Source organism: Sphingopyxis sp. 550A, from assembly GCF_053569535.1.
The window spans coordinates 2,504,214-2,526,891 of sequence record NZ_CM131615.1; the positions used below are offsets into that span (position 1 = coordinate 2,504,214).

A 22,678-nucleotide genomic window follows, 5' to 3' on the forward strand; every position below is an offset into this window, starting at 1 on the left:
GCATCTCCTTCATGCCAGGCCCAGGGCGACGAGCTTGTGCGGCCACACGCGGAATCCCATCGCGTAGACGATCCGCTGCTGCCCATCGATCGAATAGGTCATCGGCGCGCCGAGCACATGGCCGGGGAGCGGCGTTTCCGCCACCAGCTCGCCGGTCAGCTTGTCATAGGCGCGCAGCACCTTCTTCGCGTGGCGGGGGTCGTGCGGCCCCTCGCCGACGAAAAGCAAGGTCTTGGTCGCCAGCGGCGCGGTACGCTGCTCCGACCCGATCCACCCGAGCTTGAACGGCGCGAAACGCGGGTCGTCGGTTGCCCCCGGCCCGTTGGCACACATCCACAGATGTTTGCCCGTATTGAGATCGATCGCCGTGATCCGGCTGTAGGGCGGCTTGATCAGCGGCAGCCCCGCCGGACCGTTCACCACCCCCGCCGCGCCCGCGATCTCGGTATTCACGGGCCCGGCGGTCGCCAGCTTGCCATTGTCGTCGAGCGCGAGTTGCGAGACCGAGGAGTGCGAGGTGACATAGAGAATCCCGGTCTCGGGATCGACCGCCGCCCCCTGCCAATTGGCGCCGCCGGTCCACGTCGGATGGATCAGGGTCGGCGTCCTGCCGACCGGCGTGTAAAGCGGGCCGTAGCGATAGCGCGACAATATCCGCTTCGCCTCTTCCTTGATCTCCGGCGTGAAGTCGACGAGCAGATCCTCGCTCATGCCCTGCGATTCGAACGGCGGCGGCCAGGTCGGATGCGGCTGGGTGGGCGCGCTATGCTCGGTCGCGAGCTCGCTTTGCGGGACCGGCCGCTCCTCGATCGGCCAGACCGGCTTGCCGTTGGTCCGGTCGAAGACGAACAGATATCCCTGCTTGGTCGCCTGCGCGACCGCCTTGATCGGCTGGCCGTCGACGATGATGTCGACGAGGTTGGGCGCGCACGGCAGGTCATAGTCCCACAGGTCGTGGTGGACGCACTGATAATGCCAGCGGCGCTTGCCCGTCTCGATGTCGAGCGCGATCAGGCTGTTGGCGAACAGATTGTCGCCCGGGCGGCGCCCGCCATAGACATTGTCGGTCGCGCAGGTGCCGGGCAGATAGACGAGCCCAAGCTCTTCATCGGCGCTCATCGGCGCCCAGATGTTCGCGTTGCCGTTCCGTTCGGCGCTTCCGCCGTGCCAACTGTCGTATCCGAACTCGCCCTTCGTCGGCACCGTGTGAAAGGTCCAGCGCAGCGCCCCCGTGCGCGCGTCGAACCCGCGCACGTCGCCGGGCGGCATGATCGGCAGCACGGGCTGATCGTCGATATAGCCGCCGACCACCACCATGTTTCGCGCGATCAACGGCGGGCCGAAACAGCCGTAAAGCACGCTCGGCTTCGTCGGAACGGGCCGTTGCAGCCCGACCCTGCGCAGATCGATCTCCCCATTGGTGCCGAAATCGGCAATGGGCGTCCCGGTCGCGGCATCGAGCGCGATCAGCCGGGCATCGCAGGTGGCGAGGAAGATGCGGCGGTCGTCGCCGTCGGCCCAATAGGCGACGCCGCGATGCTGAAAGCCCTTGGTACTCGGCTTGCCGTTGGTCCAGGCTTCGGGATTATAGACCCAGATCGTCCGGCCGGTGCGGGCATCGATCGCCGCCGCCTGACTCATCGCGGTGGCGACATAGAGGACGTCGTCGACCATGATCGGCGTGACCTGGAATTCGCCGGGCCGAAGGTCGGGATGCGCGGCGATGATGTCGCGGTCGGGCGATTCCCATTCCCAGACGACCTGCAACTGCGCAGCGTTGGTGCGATCGATCTGCGCGAGCGGCGAATATTTGGCCGAGCTGTTGAGCCCGCCGTATACGGGCCAATCGGTGCGCAGGGCATCGGCGGCGGGCCCGCGCGGCTTGCCCGCCTTCGCGCGCGCGAAGGCGACGCCGGGCATGGCGAGACCGCTCGCTCCGGCAAGCAGGAAGGTTCGGCGCGACAGGGCCTTGTTCATGGCTTTTCTCCGAACGCGCGGCGGGGGTCCGGATGGAGCGAGCGGCGCGTGATGAGTACGGTGGCGCGGGCCGCACCGGCAGCAACATCGCGCTGGCGCGATTTGATCGCCGCCGCCATCAGCTGATGGGCGTAGAGCGATTCGATCTCGGACTCGACCGAACCGGGCCGGTGCAGCCGCTGCTGCCACAGCGCCAATCGTCCGACATGGATCAGCATGCGCTGCGCGATCAGGCTTCCCGAATGCTGACCGACGAAAGCGCCGATCGTGAAGGATATCTGGTACATCTTCCCCTTGTCGGCGGTGTCGGGCAACAGCGCGGCGTCGCCGGGGACCAGGCGATCAAGCTCGGCGAAGGCCGTTTCGGGCATGCGCTCGGCGGCCAGCGCGGCGCAGCGGGCATAAACATCCTCGAGGATGCCGAGAATGTCGAGGAACTGGTCGATATCGATATTGGTGACGCGCGCGCCGCGCCACGGCAGAATCTCGACGAAGCCGACCTGCGCGGCGAGCCGCAACGCCTCGCGCGCCGATGGTCGGCTGACCTGATAGCGATCGGCGATTTCCTGCTCGCGCAGCGGCATTCCGGGCTGAAGCCGTTGCACGATGATCTCGCGGATCAGCGCTTCCGACAGCCACGCGTCGGTGGTCCGGTTGTCGCCCGCGCCCTTGGCCCTGACCGCCTTCTTCGCCATCATCCGCAAACCAGGACCATTTATTGCAATCCGATCGATCCGAGGAATTTATCGGCCGCATCGGTGTAAGCGCCCTTGGTTCCGAGCAGCGCGTTGATCTCGCCGTGCGTCATGTCGACCGGGAAGGTCGTGATCCGTGCGCCCAGCGCCTGCGCCCGCTTCGCGAATTCCTCTGCCGGGGGGCAGGCGTCGGCGCGCTTCGACGAGCAGACGAGCAACATCGGCGTCGGCGCGGTCTTGAGCCGCAGGGTCGGCGACGCCGCGCTCCACAAGGCCCGGTCGGTGCCGAACGCGCGATCATAGAGATCGAAATGCCGCCGCTCCATGACCGCGACGACATCATAGGCCGCGCTGTCGAGCGCGATCGTGCCGAGCCAGGGCTTGGCGCCCGCGTCGCGGGCGATCTCGGGCGCCGCCGCGAGCAGCGAGACCAGATGCGCGCCCGCCGAATGGCCCATCAGGACGACGCGCGCCGGATCGCCGCCCCATTTCGCGGCATGGCTCTGGACATAGGCCAGCGCGTCGGCGACGTCGCCCGCCTGCGCCAGGGGATCGGCGCTCGGCACCATCCGATAGTTCACCGACACCAAGATATAGCCCTTCGGCAGCCAGTGATTCACCTTGTTGTCGACGACGGGCGGGCGCGCCTTGTCGCCGCGCCACCAGCCGCCGCCGTGCACCATCACCAGGATCGGAGCGCGTTCGGCCTTCGCCGGCCGGTAGAGGTCGAGGCGCTGCGCCGGGTCGCTGCCATAAGCGATGTCGCGTTCGATCCGGGTGCCGGCGGGCGGCGGAACATGCTTCATCGGCGCCTCGTCCGCCCACGCCCCCGCACGGGCGAAGCCGCGTTGCTGGGCCGCCGCGCCCGCACCGATCACCGCGCACGCCGCCAAGGCGCCGGCGAGAAGAAATTTGGTCGTTGCCGTCATTGTCGACTCCTATCGATGTCGCGCCCATCGCGCGGCGATGCGCTCAGCGGACCATGTCCATCAGGGGCAGCCAGAGCTGCTGATCGAAATCCTTGTCGGTTGCGGCCGCGCCGGTCGCGGCGCATGGTATCGCGCCCGCCGTCAGAGCCGCCCTTCCCCGCCCGCGCGCCAGTCGCCACCCGCGCCATCGCATCTCAGAAGGCGACCTTGATGCTGCCGCCATATTCGCGCGGCGAGTTATAGAAATTATTGTTGCTCACGGTTTGCAGCAGATAGACGCGGTCGCCGACGTTGCGGACGAAGAAGCGGAGTTGCACGCGATCGATCGTCAGGCTCGCGGTAAGATCGACGATCGTGTAGTTGGACAATTTATCGTCGTTGGTGGCGTTGAAATAGCCGCCATGTTCGGTCCGCATATTGGCGCCCAGGCTGGCGACTGCCCGCCCGCCCAGCGGCACCCGCAAGACCCCGCCGAGATTCAATTCGAGGTCGCGCGTCTGGTTCGCCCGATTGCCGGACAGATCGACGAGCGTGCCGGTATTGTCGAGGATCATAGCCCCCTTGTCGAAGCGCCCGTCGCTGGTCGACACCGCCGCGTTGAGGTCGAGCCGGCCAAAGCCGAGATCGATCCGCCCGCGCGTTTCGAGCTCGATGCCATAGATGCGATTGCCGCCGACATTCTGCAGGATGAACTGCGGATTGGTGATGCTCGCCGCGGTCAGCGACTGCACGTTGCGGGTTTCGGTGTAATAGGCCGCGAGATTGACCGTCCAGGCGCGGTCGAAGAATTCGGCCTTCCAGCCAAACTCGCCGCCATAGACATATTCGGGATCATAGGGGATCAGCTTTTCGGCATCGGGGATGTCGGCCGGAATGCTGGTGTTGAAACCGCCGGGGCGATAGCCCGTGGCGAAGCGCGCATAGATCATCTGCGCATCGTTGAACTTGTAGCGCAGCGTCGCGGTCGGCAGGACGCGGGTCCAGCTTTGCCGCATGTCGAACGACGTCGTGTTGGTCAGCGAACTGCTGTTGCTGGCCGAACGATCGAAATCGATGCTCTTGCGGTCGCTCTGCACGCGCAGCTCAAGGTCGAGATTGAGCTTGGGCGTGATATCATAGCCCAGGGTCGCATAGGCCGCGAACGAGCGCAGTTTCTCGATGCTGAGGTCGCTGCGGAACTGGCGCCGCAACGCGACGGGGGTCGCCGAACCATCGACGATGACGACGTCGTTGGATTTGTTGATCAGCCCGTCGATCCCGACGACCCACGACCAGCGCCCGCCCGACCGCGGCGAGGCGAGATAGATTTGCGCGCCGCCGTTCTCGAAGCTTTCCTTCTCGTTGTTGCGCAGCGTCACCGGCTGGCCGCCGAGAATGACGCCCTTGTAACCGAGGAAATGATCATAATCCTCGTCGTACCGGCTGCCCGTCCGGTGCTTGTAATCGAAGTTGAAATGCCAGTCGCCATAGCCGGTGGCGACCGTGGTATCCCAATAAAGCGCGCGTTGCTTGATATGGGCATAGGCCTCGGTACTCAGCACGCGCTCGAAAATGCCGGGATCGAGCGGGTCGCCATTGTAGAGCGTCTCCCGATAGCCGAGGCTGCCGAAGCCCGGCGTCCGGCTGTAATAATTCTCGAACGTCAGCCGCGTATCGACGCTGTCCGACGGTTTCCACGCCAGCGCCGCGCGCAGCCCGGTGCTGCTGCTCTGGTCGACGATGTGGCCGGTGGTGACGTTGGTGATGTGGCCGTCGTTCTGGTCGATCACGAATCCGCCCACGCGCGCGGCCAGCTTGCCCTCGACCAGCGGAACGTTGACCACGCCTTCGAGGTCGAGCGCTTCGACGCTGTCGTAACCGGCGCTCACCCATCCATTCGCATCGTCCAACCCCGGCTTGTTCGCGATCGCGTTGAGCGACCCGCCCACCGCGTTGCGGCCATAGAGCGCGCCTTGCGGGCCGCGCAGGACCTCGAGCCGCTGAAGGTCGAACAGGTCGAGCCGCGTGAGCGTGCGGCCGCCGAACTTGCCGCCCGCGGCATAATGGCCGTCGCGATAGATGCCGGTGGCGCTTTCCGACGAACTGATCCGCCCGCCGCCCTGCCCGCGAATCGAGACGTCGCCGATGAAGGCGGGGCCGCTGGTGACGAGCGTCGCGCCGGGGATCTGGCGGATCATGCTCGCGGCATCGTCGACGAGGAGGTCGGACAATTGCTCGCCGCCGATCGCGGTGATCGCGGCGGGGACGTCCTGCGCGGTTTCCGCGACGCGGCGCGCCGTGACGACGATATCCTGATCGTTCGGCGCCGCCCCGGACGCGCCGGAGGCCGTTTGCGCAAATGCCGGCGCCGCAATTGCCAAAGCGATCGCCCCTGCACTGACCCCGATCAGTCTTCTCTTGCCCATATCACCCTCCCATCGGTTTGTTTGCGCCCTTGTCATATAATCTTCCATTATTGTCAAACGATATGAAGATGGAGTAACGCCATCCTCCAGCCGCCTCGCGGTTCTATCCTCGATATATTTTATAAAAATCCCTTATATTTCCATAAATTCCGGTGACAGACGGAGCATGGCTATTGACCTTCGCCTATAATTATTGTTAGACAAAATTGCATCGACGGACAATAAACACCACGGGGAGAGGTCGAGATGCTGGATCGCAGACATTTGCTGGCGGCGGGCGCTGCGGCGATCGGCGGGACCGTTTTCGGGGGCCGGGCCCTTGCCGCGACGCCGTCGCTTCGCGCTGCGGCGCGCGATGCCTGGCTCTATTCGGTCCCGTTGATCGAGGTGGCGAATGTGCGGCGGCGAATCCTCACCAAGGGTCCGGCGAACCATTTCGTCCACAACCGCAACCTGACCAACATCCAGACGCAGAAGGTGACGTCGCCGAACAACGACACCATGTATTCGCATGCGATGCTCGATCTTGCGGCCGGGCCGGTCGAATTGACGCTGCCCGCGACCGGCGACCGCTATTTTTCGGTGCAACTGGTCGACATGTATACCAATACGGTCGCGGTGCTGGGCACGCGCACCACCGGGGGGGACGGCGGGCGGTTCATCGTCGCGGGGCCCCATGGCGATGCCCCCGCCAATGCGATCCGGACCCCGTCCGACTGGGCCTTCCTCCTCGCGCGGGCGCTGGTCGACGGCCCGTCGGACGTCGCCGCGGTTCGCGCCGTGCAGGACGGGCTGGCGATCGAGGGGGCGGGCGGCCCCGCCCCGACAATCGCGGTGCCCGCACGCGACGCGCCGTGGCGCGACTATTTCGCCGGAGCAGCGGCGTTGATCGCCGAATCGCCGCCGCCGGTGACCGACGACGCGCTGTTCGACCGGATCGCGCCGCTCGGGCTCACCCGCTCCGGCTTTCGGCCGCCCGATTTCCCGGCGGAAGCGATCCGCGAGATCGAAGCGGGACTCGCCGAGGCCCGCGCGATCGCCGCGCAGTCGCAGCTCGGCAAATTGACCAGGGACGGCTGGGCTTATCCGCCGTGGGATCTCGGCCGTTTCGAACAGGATTATGAATTTCGCGCCCAGATCGCGGTGAGCGGCCTGTTCGCCTTGCCGCTCGAGGAGGCCTTCTATACCCGCTCGACCGGCGACGCCCCCGACGGCCTGTTCCACGGCGACCGCTATCACCTGCATTTCGCGCCCGGTGCGCTGCCGCCCGTCGATGGTTTCTGGTCGATGACGCTTTACGAAGCGACCGGCGACGGGCAATTTTTCTTCACGCCCAATCCGATCGAGCGCTACGCGATCGGCGACCGCACCGAGGGGCTTGTCCGCAATCGCGACGGCTCGATCGATATCTGGATCGCCCGCCAGGATCCCGGCCCCGCGCGCCGGGCCAACTGGCTTCCCGCGCCAGAGGCCAAGCCGTTTGTGCTCTCGATGCGCGCCTATGTGCCGCAAGCGCCACTATTGAACGGAGTTTATCATTTTCCGCCGCTCGCTCGATATGGCTGAGCTTGCGTGGGCAATCACCTGATACCGCTCGATTATACACTCTCAACTTGGGGAGATGACCGATGATTGACGATTGCCGACACCGATTTTCGCGCCCCCGCGATCGCCGCGTCGAAACAGCGCTGGCCGGCGTCGCGGCCTTGTTTCTCGCCGCCTGCGGGGAGGGATCGGACTATGCGGCGATCGCCGACGCCCCGGTCATCGTGCCCCAAACGCTTGCGGCGACGCGAAGCACGCTCGTTACCCCGCCGACCCCGACCGGCCTGTTCGTCAACCCCGCCTATGACGATGCGACCGGCGACACATCGGCCTATATCGGCTGGGATTCCGCCCCCGGCGCCACCGGCTACCGCGTGCGTTACAAGATCAACGGCGGCACGCTGCACGTCAACACGGTCGGCGCGACGCCGGGGACGCAATTGACCGGGCTGAGCCCCGGCGATCAGCTGACGGTCACCGTCGTCGCCTTTTCGTCGGGCGGACTGTCGTCCGCCACCGATCCGGTAAACGCGACGCTGCCGCACGCCCGGACCACCGCCGAAGACACCAACTATAACAATGCCGCCGACTATTCGGAGGAGGCCTCGAACGGCGGGGTCGCGGTGGTTGTGCTGCAGCACGGCCGAAAGGTCTTTGAACGTTATGCGGACGGCTACAACAACGAACCGCATATTCTGGCGAGCGGCACCAAGAGCTTCAGTTGCGCACTCGAAGCCTTTGCCGAGCAGGACGGGTTTCTGAACCTCACGACCAACGTCTCGTCGCGCATCACCGACTGGCAGAGCGATCCCGACAAATCGCCGATCACCGTGCTCCACCTGCTCGGTCTCAATTCCGGAATGCACGGCAATCCGGCCTATTCGCCGCGGACGGTGCCCACACTCGATACCTATAATCTCGCGGTCAACGAAATCGACAGCGGCAATCCGGCGGGGGGCAATGCGTTCATCTATGACCCGCTGTCGTTCCAGAATTTCGCGCTGCTGTTCCAGATATCGTCCGGCGGCACCTACGGCAGCGGCGGCGCCGTCACCGGGGGCACCGACCCGGTCGATTATCTGCAGACGAAATTATTCACGCCGCTTGGCATCGCATCCACCTCCTATGGCTGGACCCGCGACGTGCAAGGGCACCCCCAGATGGCCGGAGGCGCATCGTTCAGCGCAACCGACTGGCTGAAATACGGGCAGTTCATGCTGCAGAAGGGCACGTGGCAAAGCGCTCGTCATCTGCCGGCGGCAACGGTCGATTATTGCACCGCCGGCACCGGGACGGGCGGCTATACGAATCCTTCCTTTCATGGCTACGGACTGACCTGGTGGCTGAACCGCCATTATGACGGCACCTATGACGACGACGTCGATATCGTCCCCGCCGCCGCGCTGCCGATCGATCCCGACGACGACCAGATCGCGCCCGACGTTCCCGAGGATATGTATATGGCGGCGGGCGCGGGATTTCAGCGGCTCTACGTCATCCCGTCGCTCGATCTCGTCGTAGTCCGTTTCGCGGACGACTCGGCATCGTCGGATTATTCGGACAATATATTCCTCGGCAAGCTGATCGGGACGGTGTCGTAAATGCCGGCACATGCGGATCGACCAACGTCGCGCAGGCGTGGGATATCGCCGATGCGATGGACCGCGGCCGCCGCCGGAATCGCCTTTGCCTGCCTGACCATGCCCGGCGCCGCGGCGCAGGACGCCGGCCCCGCGTCGAACCCCGCGCTCAGCACCGGACAGGGCGAGACCGAAGCCCATCCCTATCTCGGCGGGCGCATCTATCAGGCGACGGCGTTCGGCAACAGCTTCATGGTGCCGACACCCGACGGCAATGTCATCATCGACACGTCGAACGCGCGCGCCGCCGAACGGCACCATGCGTGGCTCACCAAGGTTTCCGGCGCGCCCGTCCGCTATGTCATCCTGACTCACGCCCACACCGACCATAGCGGCGGACTTCCACTGTGGCGCGGGCCCGGCACGCATGTGATCGCACAGGAGAAAGAGGGCGAGTTTCTCGACTATCGCGCGCGGCTGAGCGGCCTGTTGGCAACCCGCGCGAGCGCGCAATATACCAAAACGGGCAGGACCGTGGTGAGCCACGCCAATCCCGGCAATCACGCCGCGGGGCCGCTCGCCGACATAGTGTTCGACAAGGAATATCGCTTTACGCTCGGCGGACTGACCTTCGTCTGTTTCGCGGCGCCGGGCGAGACGCCCGACATGCTCAATGTCTGGATTCCCGAGCTCAAGGCGCTCTTCATCGGCGACAATTATTACCAGTCTTTCCCCAATCTCTACACGCTGCGCGGCACCGAACCCCGGCCGGCGCTCGACTATGTCGCCTCCATCGACAAGGTTCTGGCGCTGAAACCCGCCATCGTTCTGCCCAGCCACGGCGTCCCGATCGAGGGCGCCGACACGGTGCAGCGGGTGCTGACCCGCTATCGCGATGCGATCCTCTATGTCCACGACGCCACGGTGAAGGGGATGAACGAGGGCAAGGACGTCTATACGCTGATGCGCGACGTCAAGCTGCCGCCGTCGCTCGACGTCGGCGAGGATTATGGCAAGATCGCGTGGTCGGTGCGCGGTATCTACGATGCCTATATCGGCTGGTTCGATGGCGACCCCGCCTCGATGTATCCGGTGTCGCCCGACGAGGCCTATGCGGAACTCACGCGCCTGGCGGGCGGAGCGGACGCTGTCGCCGCCCGCGCGCAGGCGCTGATCGCGGATCATCGGGCGGCGACCGCGCTGCGCCTGACCAGCGCCGCCCTGGCGGCCGATCCGGCCAGCAAAGCGGCCCTCAAGGCGCGGATCGCGGCGTTCGAGGCGCTGCTCGCGGCCTCGCGAAACTCGAACGAGAACGGCTGGCTTCGCAAAGGCCTGTTCGATGCGAAAGCGGCGCTCGCCGGACCTGCGACCGGGGAAGAACCATGACGGCTTGTTGGAAAGAGGCGCTGCCTATACTGCCGCAAAGGACGGAATCCCGCCGTCGATCGGCGCAAATCATGCGGCGCGAGCCGGGGCGCAATGCGCTCCCCCGCTTCGCGCACGAGGTAAGAAAAATGGCAAAGAGCAGCGGCAGAAGCAGGAACAGCGACGATAATCGCACCACCGACGCCTGGCTTTCGGAAGCGATCATCCGCGAGATCATCGTCCAGCGGCACCAGCCCGGAATGCCGCTCCGCGAGAATGAGATCGCCGAGCGCTACGAGGTCAGCCGGCCCTCGGCGCGCGAAGCGTTGCGGCTCGCTGCGCAGGCGGGCTTCGTCGAGATCCTGCCGTGGCGCGGCGCCCGCGTCGCGAATATCGATATCGACCAGTTCATCGATGCGCTCGGCATATTGGAGGATATTTATGCGCGCTGCGCGGCGCTGGCGAGCGAGCATATGCCCGAATCCGCCTTCGCCGAACTCGATCGTCATATTCCCGCCGACGCGGCGCACCTGCCCGATACGGCGGACAAGGGGCAGCTATACCGCCTGTCCTTCTCGATCGGCGCCTTCATCGGCCGGCATTCGGGCAGCCCGATCGCCGAACGGATGCTGCTGCACATCGGCCGGCTCGTCCTTTGGCAGCAGCGCCTGCATTTGCCCGGCACCGTCGAAACCGAAGTCGAATCGCTGCACGCCCATCGGCTCATGGCGGCGGCGATCAAGTCGCGGCAACGCGATGTCGCCGCGAGCGCCGCGCGCGCCATCGTGCTGATCACCCGCCGGTCGCTGCACCCGGCGCCGGTCCGCGAATCCGATCGCTCGACGCTCGCGAGCCTCGAATCGATCGGCCAATCGATCCGGCCCGCATCGGCCGCAGGCACATCAGGGAAGGATCGCGAATGACCCATGCGAAAAGGGCACAGCGCCCCACCGGCCGCCGGGTGGCGGCGCGGCGCGTCTTGACGACGGCGGCTACCGTCCTGGCCGCTCTTGCACTCGGCGCCTGCGCGGCGCCGCGCGAACGGGCGACGGCGACCCCGCCCGTCGCGGCCACCGACCAGCCGAACATCATCCTGATCGTCGCCGACGACCTCGGTCACGGCGACCTCAGCGCCTACGGCGGCGCCATTCGCACCCCCAATATCGACGCGCTGGCCCGGTCGGGAATCCGCTACGATACCGCCTATTCGACCGCGCCGATCTGCTCCCCGTCGCGCGCCGGATTCCTATCCGGCCGGTTTCAGGGGCGCTTCGGCTTCTATTACAATCTCGTCGGCCGCGACGTCGGCATGCCGGCCGACGAGACGACGCTCGCCGAAGTCGCGAAGCAGGCGAACTACCAGACCGCGATGATCGGCAAATGGCACGTCGGCGACGGGGTCGGGCGCCACCCGCTCGACCAGGGCTTCGACAGCTTTTTCGGCTTCCTCGGCGGCGCGACCAGCTATTATCCCGACGGCACCAAGGGACTGGTGACCACCGACAGCGGCGAAGGCAAGCTCATCACGCGCAAGCGCTTTCCGATCATGGAGGGGCGCGAAACCGTCGACCCGCCCGGCAACATCACCGATGTGTTCACCGACCGGGCCGTAAAATTCGTCGGATCGGGACATGATCGCCCCTTCTTCCTCTATCTAGCCTATAATGCACCGCATTCGCCATATGCGGCAACGAAGGAAGATGTGCAGCCATTTGCGAAGGATCCGTCGCCGCAATCCCGAATCTACAAGGCGATGATTGCAAAGCTCGACCAGAATGTCGGGCGGCTGATGGGCGCCTTGAAAGCGCACGGACTTGATCGTCGAACGATTGTTTTTTTCATCAGCGACAATGGCTGCCCCAACTATGCCGAAGGCGCCTGCTCCAACGCGCCTTTCGCGGGATGGAAAGCCTTTCCGCTCGAAGGCGGCGTGCGCGTGCCCTTCATCCTCAGCGCCCCCGGACGGGTGAAGCGCGGCCAGGTCGAGGCGCGCCCGATCTCGACGCTCGACATCATGCCGACGATGGCGGCCGCGATGCACCGGCCCGCGCCGCTGCAGAGCGAGGGACAGAATCTGCTCGCCGCGTCCGCCCTGCCGGCGGATCGGACGCTGTTCTGGCGCATGGGGCCCAATCACTGGGCGCGGAGCGGCCCGTGGAAGCTGATCACGATCAACAAGGCGGCCGAGGTCCAAACGCTCGCGGATGTGATGGGGAAACCCCTGCCCGACGGCACGCAGCTCGGCATATCGCCGCTCGGACAATGGCAAATGCTCTTCGATATCGTCCGCGATCGGGACGAAGCGAACGACCTTTCGTCGCAGCAGCCCGAAGCCGTCGCGGATCTGGAGCGCCGTTTCGATCGCTGGGATGAAAAGAATATTCCCCCGGCCTTCACCAGCCGCCGCGAATTCCGGACCGAGATCGACGGCAAGAAGGTCCAGTTGATCTTCTGACGGCCTTTTCCTTCCGCTACGGGGTGGAGAGCGGACTTTGACTACCTATTCTCGTCATCCCGGCGAAGGCCGGGATCTCGCCGGTGCGTCATGGCGATAGGGTGAGATCCCGGCCTTCGCCGGGATGACGGTAAATGCTCGAAATCCGCTCTTCCCTCCAGGGTCGCAGCAATTCGGCCCCTACCCCAGCACCCAGCTCCGCCGCGGATAGCCCTGCGCCCAGAGCAGCGCGGTCAGGTCGTGATGGCGGACCACGGCGTCGGCGGCTTCGGCCGCGGCGGCGTGGGGGTAATAGCCGATGCCCAGCCCGGCCGCGGTCAGCATCGGAATGTCGTTCGCGCCGTCGCCCACCGCCAGCGTCTCGGCGAGCGGCAGGCCGTGCTTCGCCGCCTCGCTCTTCAGCGTCTCGAGCTTGGCATCCTTGTCGACGATCGGCTCGTTCACCGTGCCGGTCAGCTTGCCGCCCTCGATCCGCAATTCATTGGCGACGACCCGGTCGAAACCGATCGCCTCGCCCACCGGCCCCGCGAAGGCGGTGAAGCCGCCCGTCACCAGCACCGAATGCGCGCCATGCGCCTTCATCGTCTGGACGAGCGTGCGCGCGCCGCGGGTCAGGCGGACGCGCTCCATCCGGCATTGGGTCAGCACATCCTCGCCCAGCCCGCGCAGCAGCGCGACGCGCTCGGTCAGCGCGCCGCGGAAATCGACTTCGCCGCGCATCGCCCTCTGGGTGATCGCCGCGACCTGATCCTTGATCCCGGCGTAATCGGCCAGTTCGTCGATGCATTCGCAGCCGATCATCGTCGAATCCATGTCGGCGATGATCAGCTTCTTGGTGCGGTCGCCGAACGGCTGGACGACGATATCGAGCGCGCCATGGTCCATCTTCGCCAGTTCGGCGCGCGCGCTGACCAGGCTTCCCTGAAAGAAAATGTCGGCCGCATCATGCTCGTCGATCCAGTGCGGCGCGCCGACATCGTGCCCCGTCATGTCGAGCCGGTCGATCGCTTCGCGAACCACCTCGTCGGTGAGCTTTCCGGCTGCTATCAGCGTGGCAACGAACATGGCTTCTCCTTCTGTCTCTTCCGTTCGCGGGCGGCCGCCCGTCGCACTTATCGCCGGACCCACGGCCAGCGGCAAGAGCGCTTTGGCGGTCGCGCTCGCAAAAGCCTGCGGCCGCGCGGTGGTGATCAACGCCGACGCGAGCCAGGTCTACGCCGACCTCGCCATCCTGTCGGCGCGCCCGGCCATGACCGAGATGGAGGGCGTGCCGCACCGCCTCTTCGGCCATGTGGACGCCGCCGAAGCCTGCAACGCCGCGCGCTGGGCCGCCGAAGCGCGCGGCGAGATCGCGCGCGCCCACGCTGCGGGCGACACCCCCATCCTCGTCGGCGGCACCGGCCTCTACATCCGCACCCTGCTGTTCGGCATCGCGCCGGTACCCGAAATCAACTCCGCCATCCGCGAGCAGGTTCGTACCCTCCCGGTGGCCGAAGCCCATGCCGCGCTTACGGAAGCCGACCCCGAAGCCGCCGCGCGGCTCCACCCCGCCGACGCCACCCGCGTCGCCCGCGCGCTCGAGGTCGTCCGCTCGACCGGCCGCCCGCTCGGCGAGTGGCAGCGCGCGCGCGAAGGCGGCATCGCCGACGACATCGCCCTCACCCCTATGATCCTCCTCCCGCCGCGCGACGCGCTGCGCACCCGCTGCGACGCGCGCCTCGTCCAGATGTTCGAACGGGGCGCGATCGCCGAAGTCGAAGCGCTGCTCGCGCGCCGCCTCGACCCCGATCTGCCCGCGATGCGCGCGATCGGCGTGCCGCAGATCGCGGCCCATCTGGCGGGCACGATCAGCCGCGACGAAGCACTCGCGCAGGCGCAGGCCGCGACCCGCCAATATGCAAAGCGCCAATATACGTGGTTCCGCCACCAGCCCCCCGCCGATTGGCCGCGTCACGAAGAATCATTAAACATCGATTCTATCAATAAAATAGCAATTTTATTACGTGATAGACTGTTGACAAGATAGAATCATGCACCTATTGCCCGCAACCCTGTTGCAGCGCACAAGCGCTGCCTTACGGCTGTTGAAAGGAGTTTCGTCGTGACGGAAATGAGCGGTGCCGACATGGTGGTTCAGGCGCTGGTCGACCTCGGGGTCGACACGGTGTTCGGCTATCCGGGCGGCGCGGTCCTTCCCATCTATGACGCGCTCTACAAGCACCCGACGATCAAGCACATCCTCGTCCGCCACGAACAGGCGGCGACCCACGCGGCGGAGGGCTATGCCCGCTCGACCGGCAAGCCCGGCGTCGTGCTCGTCACCTCGGGGCCCGGCGCGACCAATGCCGTCACCGGCATCACCGACGCGCTGATGGATTCGATCCCGATGATCGTGCTGACCGGCCAGGTGCCGACGACCTTGATCGGCACCGACGCCTTCCAGGAGTGCGACACCGTCGGCATCACGCGCCACTGCACCAAGCATAATTATCTGGTGATGGACCCCGACCGGCTCGGCCCGATCCTGCACGAGGCCTTTCACATCGCGACCCACGGCCGCCCCGGCCCGGTGGTGATCGACATTCCGAAGAATGTGCAGGTCGCGACCGGCACCTATTCGGTGCCCGAGATCATCCAGCACGCCAGCTATCGCCCGCAGATCGAGCCCGACGCCGATGCGATCGCCGCCGCGATCGACATGATCGCCGCGGCCGAGCGCCCGGTCTTCTACACCGGCGGCGGCGTGATCAACGCCGGGCCCGGCGCGAGCGCGGCGCTGCGCCAGCTCGTGTCGCTGACCGGCGCGCCGATCACCTCGACCTTGATGGGGCTCGGCGCCTTCCCCGCCGACGATCCGAAGTGGCTCGGCATGCTCGGGATGCACGGCACGTACGAATCGAACATGGCGATGAACCGCGCCGACCTGATCATCGCGGTCGGCGCGCGCTTCGACGACCGCGTGACCGGCCGCCTCGACGCCTTCGCGCCCGAAGCGAAGAAGATCCACATCGACATCGACCGCAGCTCGATCAACAAGATCGTCCCCGTCGACCTCGCGATCGCGGGCGATGCCGGGCGCGCGCTCGACGCGCTGGTCGCGGCGTGGGCCGACAAGGGCCACAAGGCGCGCGACTATGGCGAATGGTGGCGCCGCATCGACGGCTGGCGCGCCGCGCGCTGCCTCGACTTCCCCGAAAAGAAGGACGCTGCCGCCGAAATCATGCCGCAGCGCGCGGTCAAGGCGTTGTTCGACGCGACACGCGGCCGCGACCCGATCATCACCACCGAGGTCGGCCAGCACCAGATGTGGGCGGCGCAGCATTTCGGCTTCTCGGCCCCCAACCGCTGGCTGACCAGCGGCGGCCTCGGCACGATGGGCTATGGCTTCCCCGCCGCGGTCGGCGCGCAGATCGGCAATCCCAACCGCCTCGTCGTCTGCATCGCGGGCGAGGCCTCGCTTCAGATGAACATTCAGGAGATGGGCACCGCGGCGCAATATCGCCTGCCGGTGAAGATCTTCATCCTCAACAATGAATGGATGGGGATGGTCCGCCAGTGGCAGGAACTGACCTACGAAAGCCGCTATTCGAACAGCTATTCGGACAGCTTGCCCGATTTCGTGAAGCTGGCCGAGGCCTATGGCTGGACGGGCCTGCGCATCGACACGCTCGGCGAGCTGGAGGACGGCATCCGCACGATGCTCGACACCCCCGGCCCGGTGATCGTCGACTGCCGCGTCGCGAAGCTCGCCAACTGCTTCCCGATGATCCCGAGCGGCGCGGCGCATACCGACATGATCCTCCAGCCGAGCGACGTCACCGGCACGATGGACGACGAAGCGAAAGCGCTGGTGTGATGATGAAAAGCGAAGCGATCCTCCCCCACCGGGGGAGGGGGACCATGCGAAGCATGGTGGAGGGGCACGTGCCCCATGAAACAGCATTTGGGCGAGGGTGCCCCTCCACCACCTTCGGTGGTCCCCCTCCCCGTTCCGGGGAGGAATCATGAAAATCACCACCGAAGCGGGCGAGCGTCATGTGCTCGCCGTCACCGTCGACAACGAAGCCGGGGTGCTCGCCAAGATCACCGGCCTGTTCACCGCGCGCGGCTATAATATCGAAAGCCTGACCGTGGCGGACATCACCGCCGACCATGCGCTGTCGCGCATCACCATCGTCACTTCGGGCCCGCCGCCGATCATCGACCAGATCATCGCGCAGCTCGACCGCCTCGTCCCCGTCCACAAGGTCGTCGACCTTGCCGACCACGAAGCGCATGTCGAGCGCGAGATCGCGCTGGTCAAGGTCGCGGGCACCGGCGACAAGCGCATCGAGGCGCTGCGCATGGCCGACGTGTTCCGCGCCAAGGTGGTCGACACGACGCTGACCAGCTTCATCTTCGAGATCACCGGCAACAGCGACAAGGTCGACCGCTTCATCGCCTTGATGCGCGAATGCGGCCTCGTCGAAGTCGGCCGCACCGGCGTCGTCGCCATCGCCCGCGGCGCGGAGGCGCTTTAGAGTTTACCACCAACCTTCGTCATCCCGGCGAAGGCCGGGATCTCGCCGTGGCAGCCTGACGCAAGGGCGAGATCCCGGCCTTCGCCGGGATGACGATCAAGCAAATATACGAAGGGGTTTATCCAATGCAGGTTTACTACGATCGCGACGCCGACCAGGATCTGATCAAGAACAAGAAGGTCGCCATCCTCGGCTACGGCAGCCAGGGCCACGCCCATGCGCAGAACCTCCGCGACAGCGGCGTGCGCGAGGTCGCGATCGCGCTCCGTCCCGGTTCGGCGACCGCGAAGAAGGCCGAAGGCGCGGGCTTCAAGGTGCTGTCGAACAAGGAAGCCGCCGAATGGGCCGACGTCATCATGATCGCCGCCCCCGACGAGCATCAGGCGAAAATCTATTATGACGACCTCGCCGACAATCTGAAGCCCGGCGCCGCGCTCGCCTTCGCGCACGGCCTCAACATCCACTTCGGCCTGATCGAGGCACGCCCCGACATCGACGTCTTCATGGTCGCGCCGAAAGGCCCCGGCCACACGGTGCGCAGCGAATATCAGAAGGGCGGCGGCGTCCCCTGCCTGATCGCGGTCGCGCAGGAAGCCAGCGGCAACAGCGGCAACGGCCACGCCAAGGCGCTCGCCCTCAGCTACGCGTCGGCCGTCGGCGGCGGCCGCAGCGGCATCATCGAGACGACCTTCAAGGAAGAGTGCGAAACCGACCTGTTCGGCGAACAGGCGGTGCTCTGCGGCGGCGTCACCCACCTGATCCAGGCGGGTTTCGAGACGCTGGTCGAGGCGGGCTATGCCCCCGAAATGGCCTATTTCGAATGCCTCCACGAAACCAAGCTGATCGTCGACCTCCTCTATGAAGGCGGCATCGCGAACATGCGCTATTCGATCTCGAACACCGCCGAGTACGGCGACATCAAGACCGGCCCGCGCATCATCACCGACGAGACCAAGGCCGAGATGAAGCGCGTCCTCGCCGACATCACCTCGGGCCGCTTCGTCAAGGATTTCGTCCTCGACAACCAGGCCGGCCAGCCCGAGCTGAAGGCCAGCCGCAAGGCCGCCGCCGCGCATCCGATCGAACAGACGGGCGCCGAGCTGCGCGCGATGATGCCGTGGATCGCCAAGAACAAGCTGGTCGACAAGGCGGTCAACTGACGACGCTTCCGCCATCGCGGGCAAGGGGCTAGGATCGGACCATGCCGTCCGACCTTCCCTTCGCCTGCGAATGCGGCGCCGTTTCCGGAACGCTGACCATCGACGCCGGGGGCGATCACGTCATATGTCATTGCACCGATTGCCAGAATCTCGCCCATTATCTCGGCCACGAGCCGGTGCTCGATGCGGAGGGCGGGACGGCGCTGTACCAGACGCGGTGCGCGCGGATGCGGCTGAGGTCGGGCCGCGACCGGCTCGCCTGCGTCCACCTCACCGACCAGCCGACGCTGCGCTGGTATGCCAAATGTTGCCGGATGCCGCTGTTCAACACCTATGCGAACGGCAAGCTGCCCTTCATCACGGTTCAACTCGCCGCCTGCGACGCGACAACGCGCGACCGGCTCCTCGGCGCCACCGGGGAACATCTTTTCACGCACGAGGCGATCGGCGACGCCAGCGACCTTCGCAAGATGTCCATGGTCACGCTGATGCGACGCTTCTTCGTGCGCGCCATCAAGGACGTCGTCTCGGGCGACCGTCGCCGCGCCGCGCTGTTCGATCCGAAAACGCTCGCCCCCATCGCCCCGCCGCACCGGCTGACCGCCGAAGAGCGGCAGAATCTGTGGCACAATCGATCCCACCAATAACTTCGTCATTGCGAGCGAAGCGAAGCAATCCAGAGCGGTTTACGCGGGCTCTGGATTGCTTCGCTTCGCCCGCAATGACGGACAGGGACGCAGAATGACCATCTCCCCCTTCCACGCCCACCGCAAGGGTCTCGACGCGCTCGCCGCCGCCGATCGCCGCCGCGCGCTCGCGCCGCGCGCCGGCGCCGATTTCGCCTCGAACGACTATCTCGCGCTCGCCGGCTCCTACGCGCTCAATGAAGCGCTGGCGGCGGGTCTTCAGCGCGGGCTGCCGGCGGGCTCGGGCGGCTCGCGCCTGCTGCGCGGCAATCATGACGAGCATGAGGCGCTCGAAGCCCATGCCGCGCGCCATTACGGCAGCGAGGCAGCGCTCTTCTTCCCCACCGGCTTCGCCGCCAATGCCGCGCTGTTCGCGACGCTGCCGCAGCGCGGCGACCTCGTCGTCCATGACGAACTCATCCACGCGAGCGCGCACGACGGGATGAAGCTCGGCCGCGCCGGGCGCGTCGACGCGCACCACAACGACGCGCAGGCATTCGACGACATCATCGCGCGCTGGCGGCGCGGCGGCGGCAGCGGGACGCCGTGGATCGCGGTCGAAAGCCTCTATTCGATGGACGGCGACCGCGCCCCGCTCGCCGATCTCGCCGCGGTCGCCCACCGCCACGACGCCGTGCTCATCGTCGACGAGGCGCATGCGACCGGTGTCTACGGTCCCGCGGGCCAAGGCCTCGCGCACGATCTCAGCCGCCGCGACAATCTGATCACTCTCCACACCTGCGGCAAGGCGCTCGGCTGCGAAGGCGCGCTGCTCTGCGGGCCGGCGATCGTCCGCGACTTCATCGTCAACCGCGGCCGCCCCTTCATCTTCTCGACCGCGCCGTCGCCGCTGACGGCGTGGCTCGTCCGCCAGGCGCTCGAAATCGTCGCGAACGAACCCGAACGGGCGGCACGCCTTCAGGGCCTCGTCCGCCGCGCCGAAACCCGCCTCGCCGCGCTCGGCCTGCCCGCCAGCGGCAGCCAGATCATCCCGGTCGTCATCGGCGACAACGGCCGCACGATGCGGATCGCCGCCGCGCTGCAGGCCGCGGGCTTCGACGTCCGCGGCATCCGCCCGCCGACGGTGCCGGAGGGCACCGCGCGCCTTCGCATCGCGATCACCCTCAACGTCGGCGAGCGCGAGGTCGATGCAATGGTCGACGCGCTGGCCACCGCGATGGCAGAGGCATGACCCGCTTCGTCGTCACCGGCACCGATACCGGCATCGGCAAGACGATCTTCTCCGCCGCGCTCGCAGGCGCGCTCGGCGTCCCCTATTGGAAGCCGATCCAGTCGGGCCTCGAAGAGGAGACCGACAGCGAAATCGTCGCGCGCCTCGCGGGCGTTTCTGTGCGCCCCGAGGGCTACCGCCTCGTCACCCCCGCCTCGCCGCACCTCGCGGCCGAAATCGACGGCGTGGAAATCGACCCCGACGCGCTGACGCCTCCCGATGGCGCCTTGATCGTCGAGGGGGCCGGCGGCGTCCTCGTCCCCGTCACGCGCACGCTGCTTTACGCCGACCTGTTCGCGCGCTGGCGCATCCCGGTGATCGTCTGCGCACGCACCGGCCTCGGCACGATCAACCACAGCCTGCTGACGATCGAAGCGCTGAAACGCCGGGGCGTCGCAATCCACGGCCTCGCCTTCCTCGGCGAAGCGATGCCCGACAGTGAGGCGATCATCGCCAAGCTCGGCGGCGTCCGCCGTCTCGGCCGCCTGCCCATCGTCGATCCGCTGACGCCCGAAGAACTCGCCGAAGCCTTCGCCGCAAACTTCGATTCAGCCGATTTCGGCTAGAGCGGATCAGCCGGGCTTCTTTGCGGATGCCGCCAGCTCTTCCCTGATCGCACGGCGAAGAATCTTGCCGGCGCCGTTGCGCGGCAAGACGGCGAAACGCGCGATCCGCTTGGGAATCTTGTAGGCCGCGATCCGCCCGCGCATCCACGCCGCGATATCGGCGTCCGCGACGCTCTCGTCGCGCAGCACGACCGCGGCCGTCACCGCCTCGCCCCAGCGCGCGTCGGGCAGGCCGACGATCGCCGCCTCGACGATCGCGGGATGTGCGGACAACAAAGATTCGACCTCCGCCGGATAGACATTCTCGCCGCCGCTGATGATCATGTCGTTGAGCCGGTCGCGCACGAAGAGATAGCCGTCCGCGTCGAGATAGGCCGCATCGCCGGTCAGCAGCCAGCCGTCGCCGTCGATCGCCTCCGCGCTCGCTTCGGGCCGGCGCCAATAGCCGCTGAGGTTGGCGACCGACCGGATGGCGATCTGTCCGGTTTCACCGGCAGGCAGTCTCTCGCCCGACGGGCCGCGGATTTCGAGTTCGACGCCCGGCAAAGCCTTGCCCGCCGAGGCGAGGCGCGGATTGCCCGGCCGATGATCATCGGGCGCCAATGCGACGACGGTTCCGGCGGTTTCGGTCATGCCATATTGCTGCGCGAAATCGCAGCGAAGCCGCTGCATCGCCCGGTCGAGCACGGCGAGCGGCATCGGGCTTGCGCCATAGAGCACCGTCTTCAGCCCGCCGAAATCGATCGCGTCGGCGCGCGGATGATCGATCAGAAGCTGCAACGCCGCGGGAACGAGGAAAATCTTCGAAAAGGCCCGCTCGTCGATCAGCGTCAGGATCGCCTCGGTATCGAATTCGGGCAGGATGACGCTCGGCCGCCCCGAATCGAACGCCATCAGCGCCCAGCCCATGCCGCCGATGTGGAACATCGGCATCGCGAGCAGACCGACGTCGCGCTCGTCCCAGCGATACCAGTCGAGATCGCGCCACGCAGGCCGCGCGCCGAGCAGCGCGCGGTGGCTGAGCATCGCCCCCTTGGGCTTGCCGGTCGTTCCCGAAGTATAGAGCTGAAGCGAAATATCCTCGGCCGTTCCCGCAACGACATCGGACGCATCGGCATCGGCGCCGTCCAGCCACGCGCCCCATTCGCTTCCCAGGCCGACGATCCGAATGGCGAGTCCCGCGCTCGCCTGCCGCGCGATTGCGTCGAACTCGGGGGAGACGAACAGGATCGGCGCCTCGGCATCGGCGACGATGAAGGCAAGCTCGCCCGCGGCAAGCCGCCAGTTGAGCGGCACAAAGGTCGCGCCCACCATGTTCGCGGCGAGCCACAATTCAAAGCCTGAAATATGGTTCTTCGACAGCCAGGCGACGCGGCTTCCCGCCCCCACGCCGTCGCGCCGCAAAGCGGCCGCGACACGCCGCGCACGCGCCTCGAACGCGGCGAAACCGATCGCTTCGCCATCGACGACGAAAGCCGGCGCATCGGGGGCGGCGACGGCCAGATGACGCGCAAGTGCCGGGAAGGTATCGCGCTGCTCGACGCTCATCGCCGCTTCATCCTTT

The 22,678-nt window shown here is 66.5% G+C and carries 18 protein-coding genes; 12 read left to right on the plus strand and 6 right to left on the minus strand.

The genetic code is table 11. The features are described from left to right. Positions 1-9 precede the first annotated feature (9 nt). The 4 genes from ACVENA_RS12150 to ACVENA_RS12165 form a co-directional block, all read right to left on the minus strand. Positions 10-1,977: a pyrroloquinoline quinone-dependent dehydrogenase gene (locus ACVENA_RS12150; RefSeq protein WP_449325571.1), complete on the minus strand. Its 1,968-nt coding sequence runs from the start codon at positions 1,975-1,977 to the stop codon at positions 10-12. Continuing rightward, positions 1,974-2,675: a GntR family transcriptional regulator gene (locus ACVENA_RS12155; RefSeq protein WP_449325572.1), complete on the minus strand. Its 702-nt coding sequence runs from the start codon at positions 2,673-2,675 to the stop codon at positions 1,974-1,976. The genes ACVENA_RS12150 and ACVENA_RS12155 overlap by 4 nt, the downstream gene beginning before the upstream one ends. A gap of 17 nt (positions 2,676-2,692) precedes the next feature. Continuing rightward, positions 2,693-3,601 carry an alpha/beta hydrolase gene (locus tag ACVENA_RS12160; RefSeq protein WP_257543189.1) on the minus strand — a complete coding sequence of 303 codons (909 nt, stop codon included), beginning with the start codon at positions 3,599-3,601 and terminating at the stop codon, positions 2,693-2,695. A 194-nt stretch (positions 3,602-3,795) separates the two neighbouring features. Further along, positions 3,796-6,006, minus strand: coding sequence for a TonB-dependent receptor (locus ACVENA_RS12165; protein WP_257543191.1), 2,211 nt, complete (start codon positions 6,004-6,006; stop codon positions 3,796-3,798). 246 nt (positions 6,007-6,252) lie between these two features. Between ACVENA_RS12165 and ACVENA_RS12170 the strand changes: the two genes are divergently transcribed. The 5 genes from ACVENA_RS12170 to ACVENA_RS12190 all read left to right on the plus strand — a co-directional run bounded on the left by ACVENA_RS12170 (position 6,253) and on the right by ACVENA_RS12190 (position 12,951). Continuing rightward, positions 6,253-7,572, plus strand: coding sequence for a DUF1254 domain-containing protein (locus tag ACVENA_RS12170; protein ID WP_257543193.1), 1,320 nt, complete (start codon positions 6,253-6,255; stop codon positions 7,570-7,572). A gap of 62 nt (positions 7,573-7,634) precedes the next feature. Beyond that, the gene (locus ACVENA_RS12175; protein WP_257543198.1) at positions 7,635-9,152 is read left to right on the plus strand and encodes a serine hydrolase; all 1,518 of its coding nucleotides are present in this window, start codon (positions 7,635-7,637) and stop codon (positions 9,150-9,152) included. Positions 9,153-9,203: 51 nt separating this feature from the next. Then, positions 9,204-10,517, plus strand: a complete 1,314-nt coding sequence (locus ACVENA_RS12180) for an alkyl sulfatase dimerization domain-containing protein (protein WP_449325573.1) — start codon at positions 9,204-9,206, stop codon at positions 10,515-10,517. A 128-nt stretch (positions 10,518-10,645) separates the two neighbouring features. Continuing rightward, positions 10,646-11,419 carry a GntR family transcriptional regulator gene (locus tag ACVENA_RS12185; RefSeq protein WP_449325574.1) on the plus strand — a complete coding sequence of 258 codons (774 nt, stop codon included), beginning with the start codon at positions 10,646-10,648 and terminating at the stop codon, positions 11,417-11,419. Next, entirely contained in the window at positions 11,416-12,951 is a 1,536-nt protein-coding gene (locus ACVENA_RS12190) for a sulfatase family protein (RefSeq protein ID WP_449325575.1), read from the plus strand. Before ACVENA_RS12185 ends, ACVENA_RS12190 begins: the two co-directional genes overlap by 4 nt. A gap of 180 nt (positions 12,952-13,131) precedes the next feature. On the opposite strand, the gene serB is transcribed toward ACVENA_RS12190, so the two are convergent. Further along, positions 13,132-14,016, minus strand: a complete 885-nt coding sequence (gene serB, locus ACVENA_RS12195; RefSeq protein WP_297665258.1) for a phosphoserine phosphatase SerB — start codon at positions 14,014-14,016, stop codon at positions 13,132-13,134. Between serB and miaA the strand changes: the two genes are divergently transcribed. The 7 genes from miaA to bioD all read left to right on the plus strand — a co-directional run bounded on the left by miaA (position 14,015) and on the right by bioD (position 21,114). Further along, positions 14,015-14,977 carry a tRNA (adenosine(37)-N6)-dimethylallyltransferase MiaA gene (miaA, locus tag ACVENA_RS12200; RefSeq protein ID WP_449325576.1) on the plus strand — a complete coding sequence of 321 codons (963 nt, stop codon included), beginning with the start codon at positions 14,015-14,017 and terminating at the stop codon, positions 14,975-14,977. The genes serB and miaA overlap by 2 nt on opposite strands. Before the next feature lie 75 nt (positions 14,978-15,052). After that, entirely contained in the window at positions 15,053-16,807 is a 1,755-nt protein-coding gene (gene ilvB / locus ACVENA_RS12205; protein WP_449325577.1) for a biosynthetic-type acetolactate synthase large subunit, read from the plus strand. Between the two features lie 148 nt (positions 16,808-16,955). Further along, positions 16,956-17,471, plus strand: coding sequence for an acetolactate synthase small subunit (gene ilvN, locus ACVENA_RS12210; RefSeq protein WP_297665264.1), 516 nt, complete (start codon positions 16,956-16,958; stop codon positions 17,469-17,471). Positions 17,472-17,596: 125 nt separating this feature from the next. Beyond that, entirely contained in the window at positions 17,597-18,631 is a 1,035-nt protein-coding gene (ilvC, locus tag ACVENA_RS12215; RefSeq protein ID WP_449325578.1) for a ketol-acid reductoisomerase, read from the plus strand. A 41-nt stretch (positions 18,632-18,672) separates the two neighbouring features. After that, a complete protein-coding gene (locus tag ACVENA_RS12220) occupies positions 18,673-19,278 on the plus strand; it encodes a DUF6151 family protein (protein WP_449325579.1) in 606 nt (201 codons plus the stop codon). Between the two features lie 94 nt (positions 19,279-19,372). Next, positions 19,373-20,509 (plus strand): 8-amino-7-oxononanoate synthase, encoded by a 1,137-nt coding sequence (locus ACVENA_RS12225; protein ID WP_449325580.1) that lies wholly within the window; start codon positions 19,373-19,375, stop codon positions 20,507-20,509. Further along, positions 20,506-21,114: a dethiobiotin synthase gene (gene bioD / locus ACVENA_RS12230; protein ID WP_449325581.1), complete on the plus strand. Its 609-nt coding sequence runs from the start codon at positions 20,506-20,508 to the stop codon at positions 21,112-21,114. The genes ACVENA_RS12225 and bioD overlap by 4 nt, the downstream gene beginning before the upstream one ends. Positions 21,115-21,120: 6 nt before the next feature. Here the strand turns inward: bioD and ACVENA_RS12235 are convergent, their stop codons facing one another. Beyond that, positions 21,121-22,662: a long-chain-fatty-acid--CoA ligase gene (locus tag ACVENA_RS12235; protein ID WP_449325582.1), complete on the minus strand. Its 1,542-nt coding sequence runs from the start codon at positions 22,660-22,662 to the stop codon at positions 21,121-21,123. Between the last annotated feature and the right edge of the window lie 16 nt (positions 22,663-22,678).

Coding starts and splice junctions, on each gene's coding strand:
- ACVENA_RS12185 (WP_449325574.1), top strand. CDS start 10,646: ATGGCAAAGAGCAGCGGCAGAAGCAGGAACAGCGACGATAATCGCACC.
- ACVENA_RS12190 (WP_449325575.1), top strand. CDS start 11,416: ATGACCCATGCGAAAAGGGCACAGCGCCCCACCGGCCGCCGGGTGGCG.
- ACVENA_RS12180 (WP_449325573.1), top strand. CDS start 9,204: ATGCGATGGACCGCGGCCGCCGCCGGAATCGCCTTTGCCTGCCTGACC.
- bioD (WP_449325581.1), top strand. CDS start 20,506: ATGACCCGCTTCGTCGTCACCGGCACCGATACCGGCATCGGCAAGACG.
- ACVENA_RS12170 (WP_257543193.1), top strand. CDS start 6,253: ATGCTGGATCGCAGACATTTGCTGGCGGCGGGCGCTGCGGCGATCGGC.
- miaA (WP_449325576.1), top strand. CDS start 14,015: ATGGCTTCTCCTTCTGTCTCTTCCGTTCGCGGGCGGCCGCCCGTCGCA.
- ACVENA_RS12165 (WP_257543191.1), bottom strand. CDS start 6,006: ATGGGCAAGAGAAGACTGATCGGGGTCAGTGCAGGGGCGATCGCTTTG.
- ACVENA_RS12175 (WP_257543198.1), top strand. CDS start 7,635: ATGATTGACGATTGCCGACACCGATTTTCGCGCCCCCGCGATCGCCGC.
- ACVENA_RS12225 (WP_449325580.1), top strand. CDS start 19,373: ATGACCATCTCCCCCTTCCACGCCCACCGCAAGGGTCTCGACGCGCTC.
- serB (WP_297665258.1), bottom strand. CDS start 14,016: ATGTTCGTTGCCACGCTGATAGCAGCCGGAAAGCTCACCGACGAGGTG.
- ACVENA_RS12235 (WP_449325582.1), bottom strand. CDS start 22,662: ATGAGCGTCGAGCAGCGCGATACCTTCCCGGCACTTGCGCGTCATCTG.
- ACVENA_RS12155 (WP_449325572.1), bottom strand. CDS start 2,675: ATGATGGCGAAGAAGGCGGTCAGGGCCAAGGGCGCGGGCGACAACCGG.
- ilvC (WP_449325578.1), top strand. CDS start 17,597: ATGCAGGTTTACTACGATCGCGACGCCGACCAGGATCTGATCAAGAAC.
- ACVENA_RS12220 (WP_449325579.1), top strand. CDS start 18,673: ATGCCGTCCGACCTTCCCTTCGCCTGCGAATGCGGCGCCGTTTCCGGA.
- ACVENA_RS12160 (WP_257543189.1), bottom strand. CDS start 3,601: ATGACGGCAACGACCAAATTTCTTCTCGCCGGCGCCTTGGCGGCGTGC.
- ilvN (WP_297665264.1), top strand. CDS start 16,956: ATGAAAATCACCACCGAAGCGGGCGAGCGTCATGTGCTCGCCGTCACC.
- ACVENA_RS12150 (WP_449325571.1), bottom strand. CDS start 1,977: ATGAACAAGGCCCTGTCGCGCCGAACCTTCCTGCTTGCCGGAGCGAGC.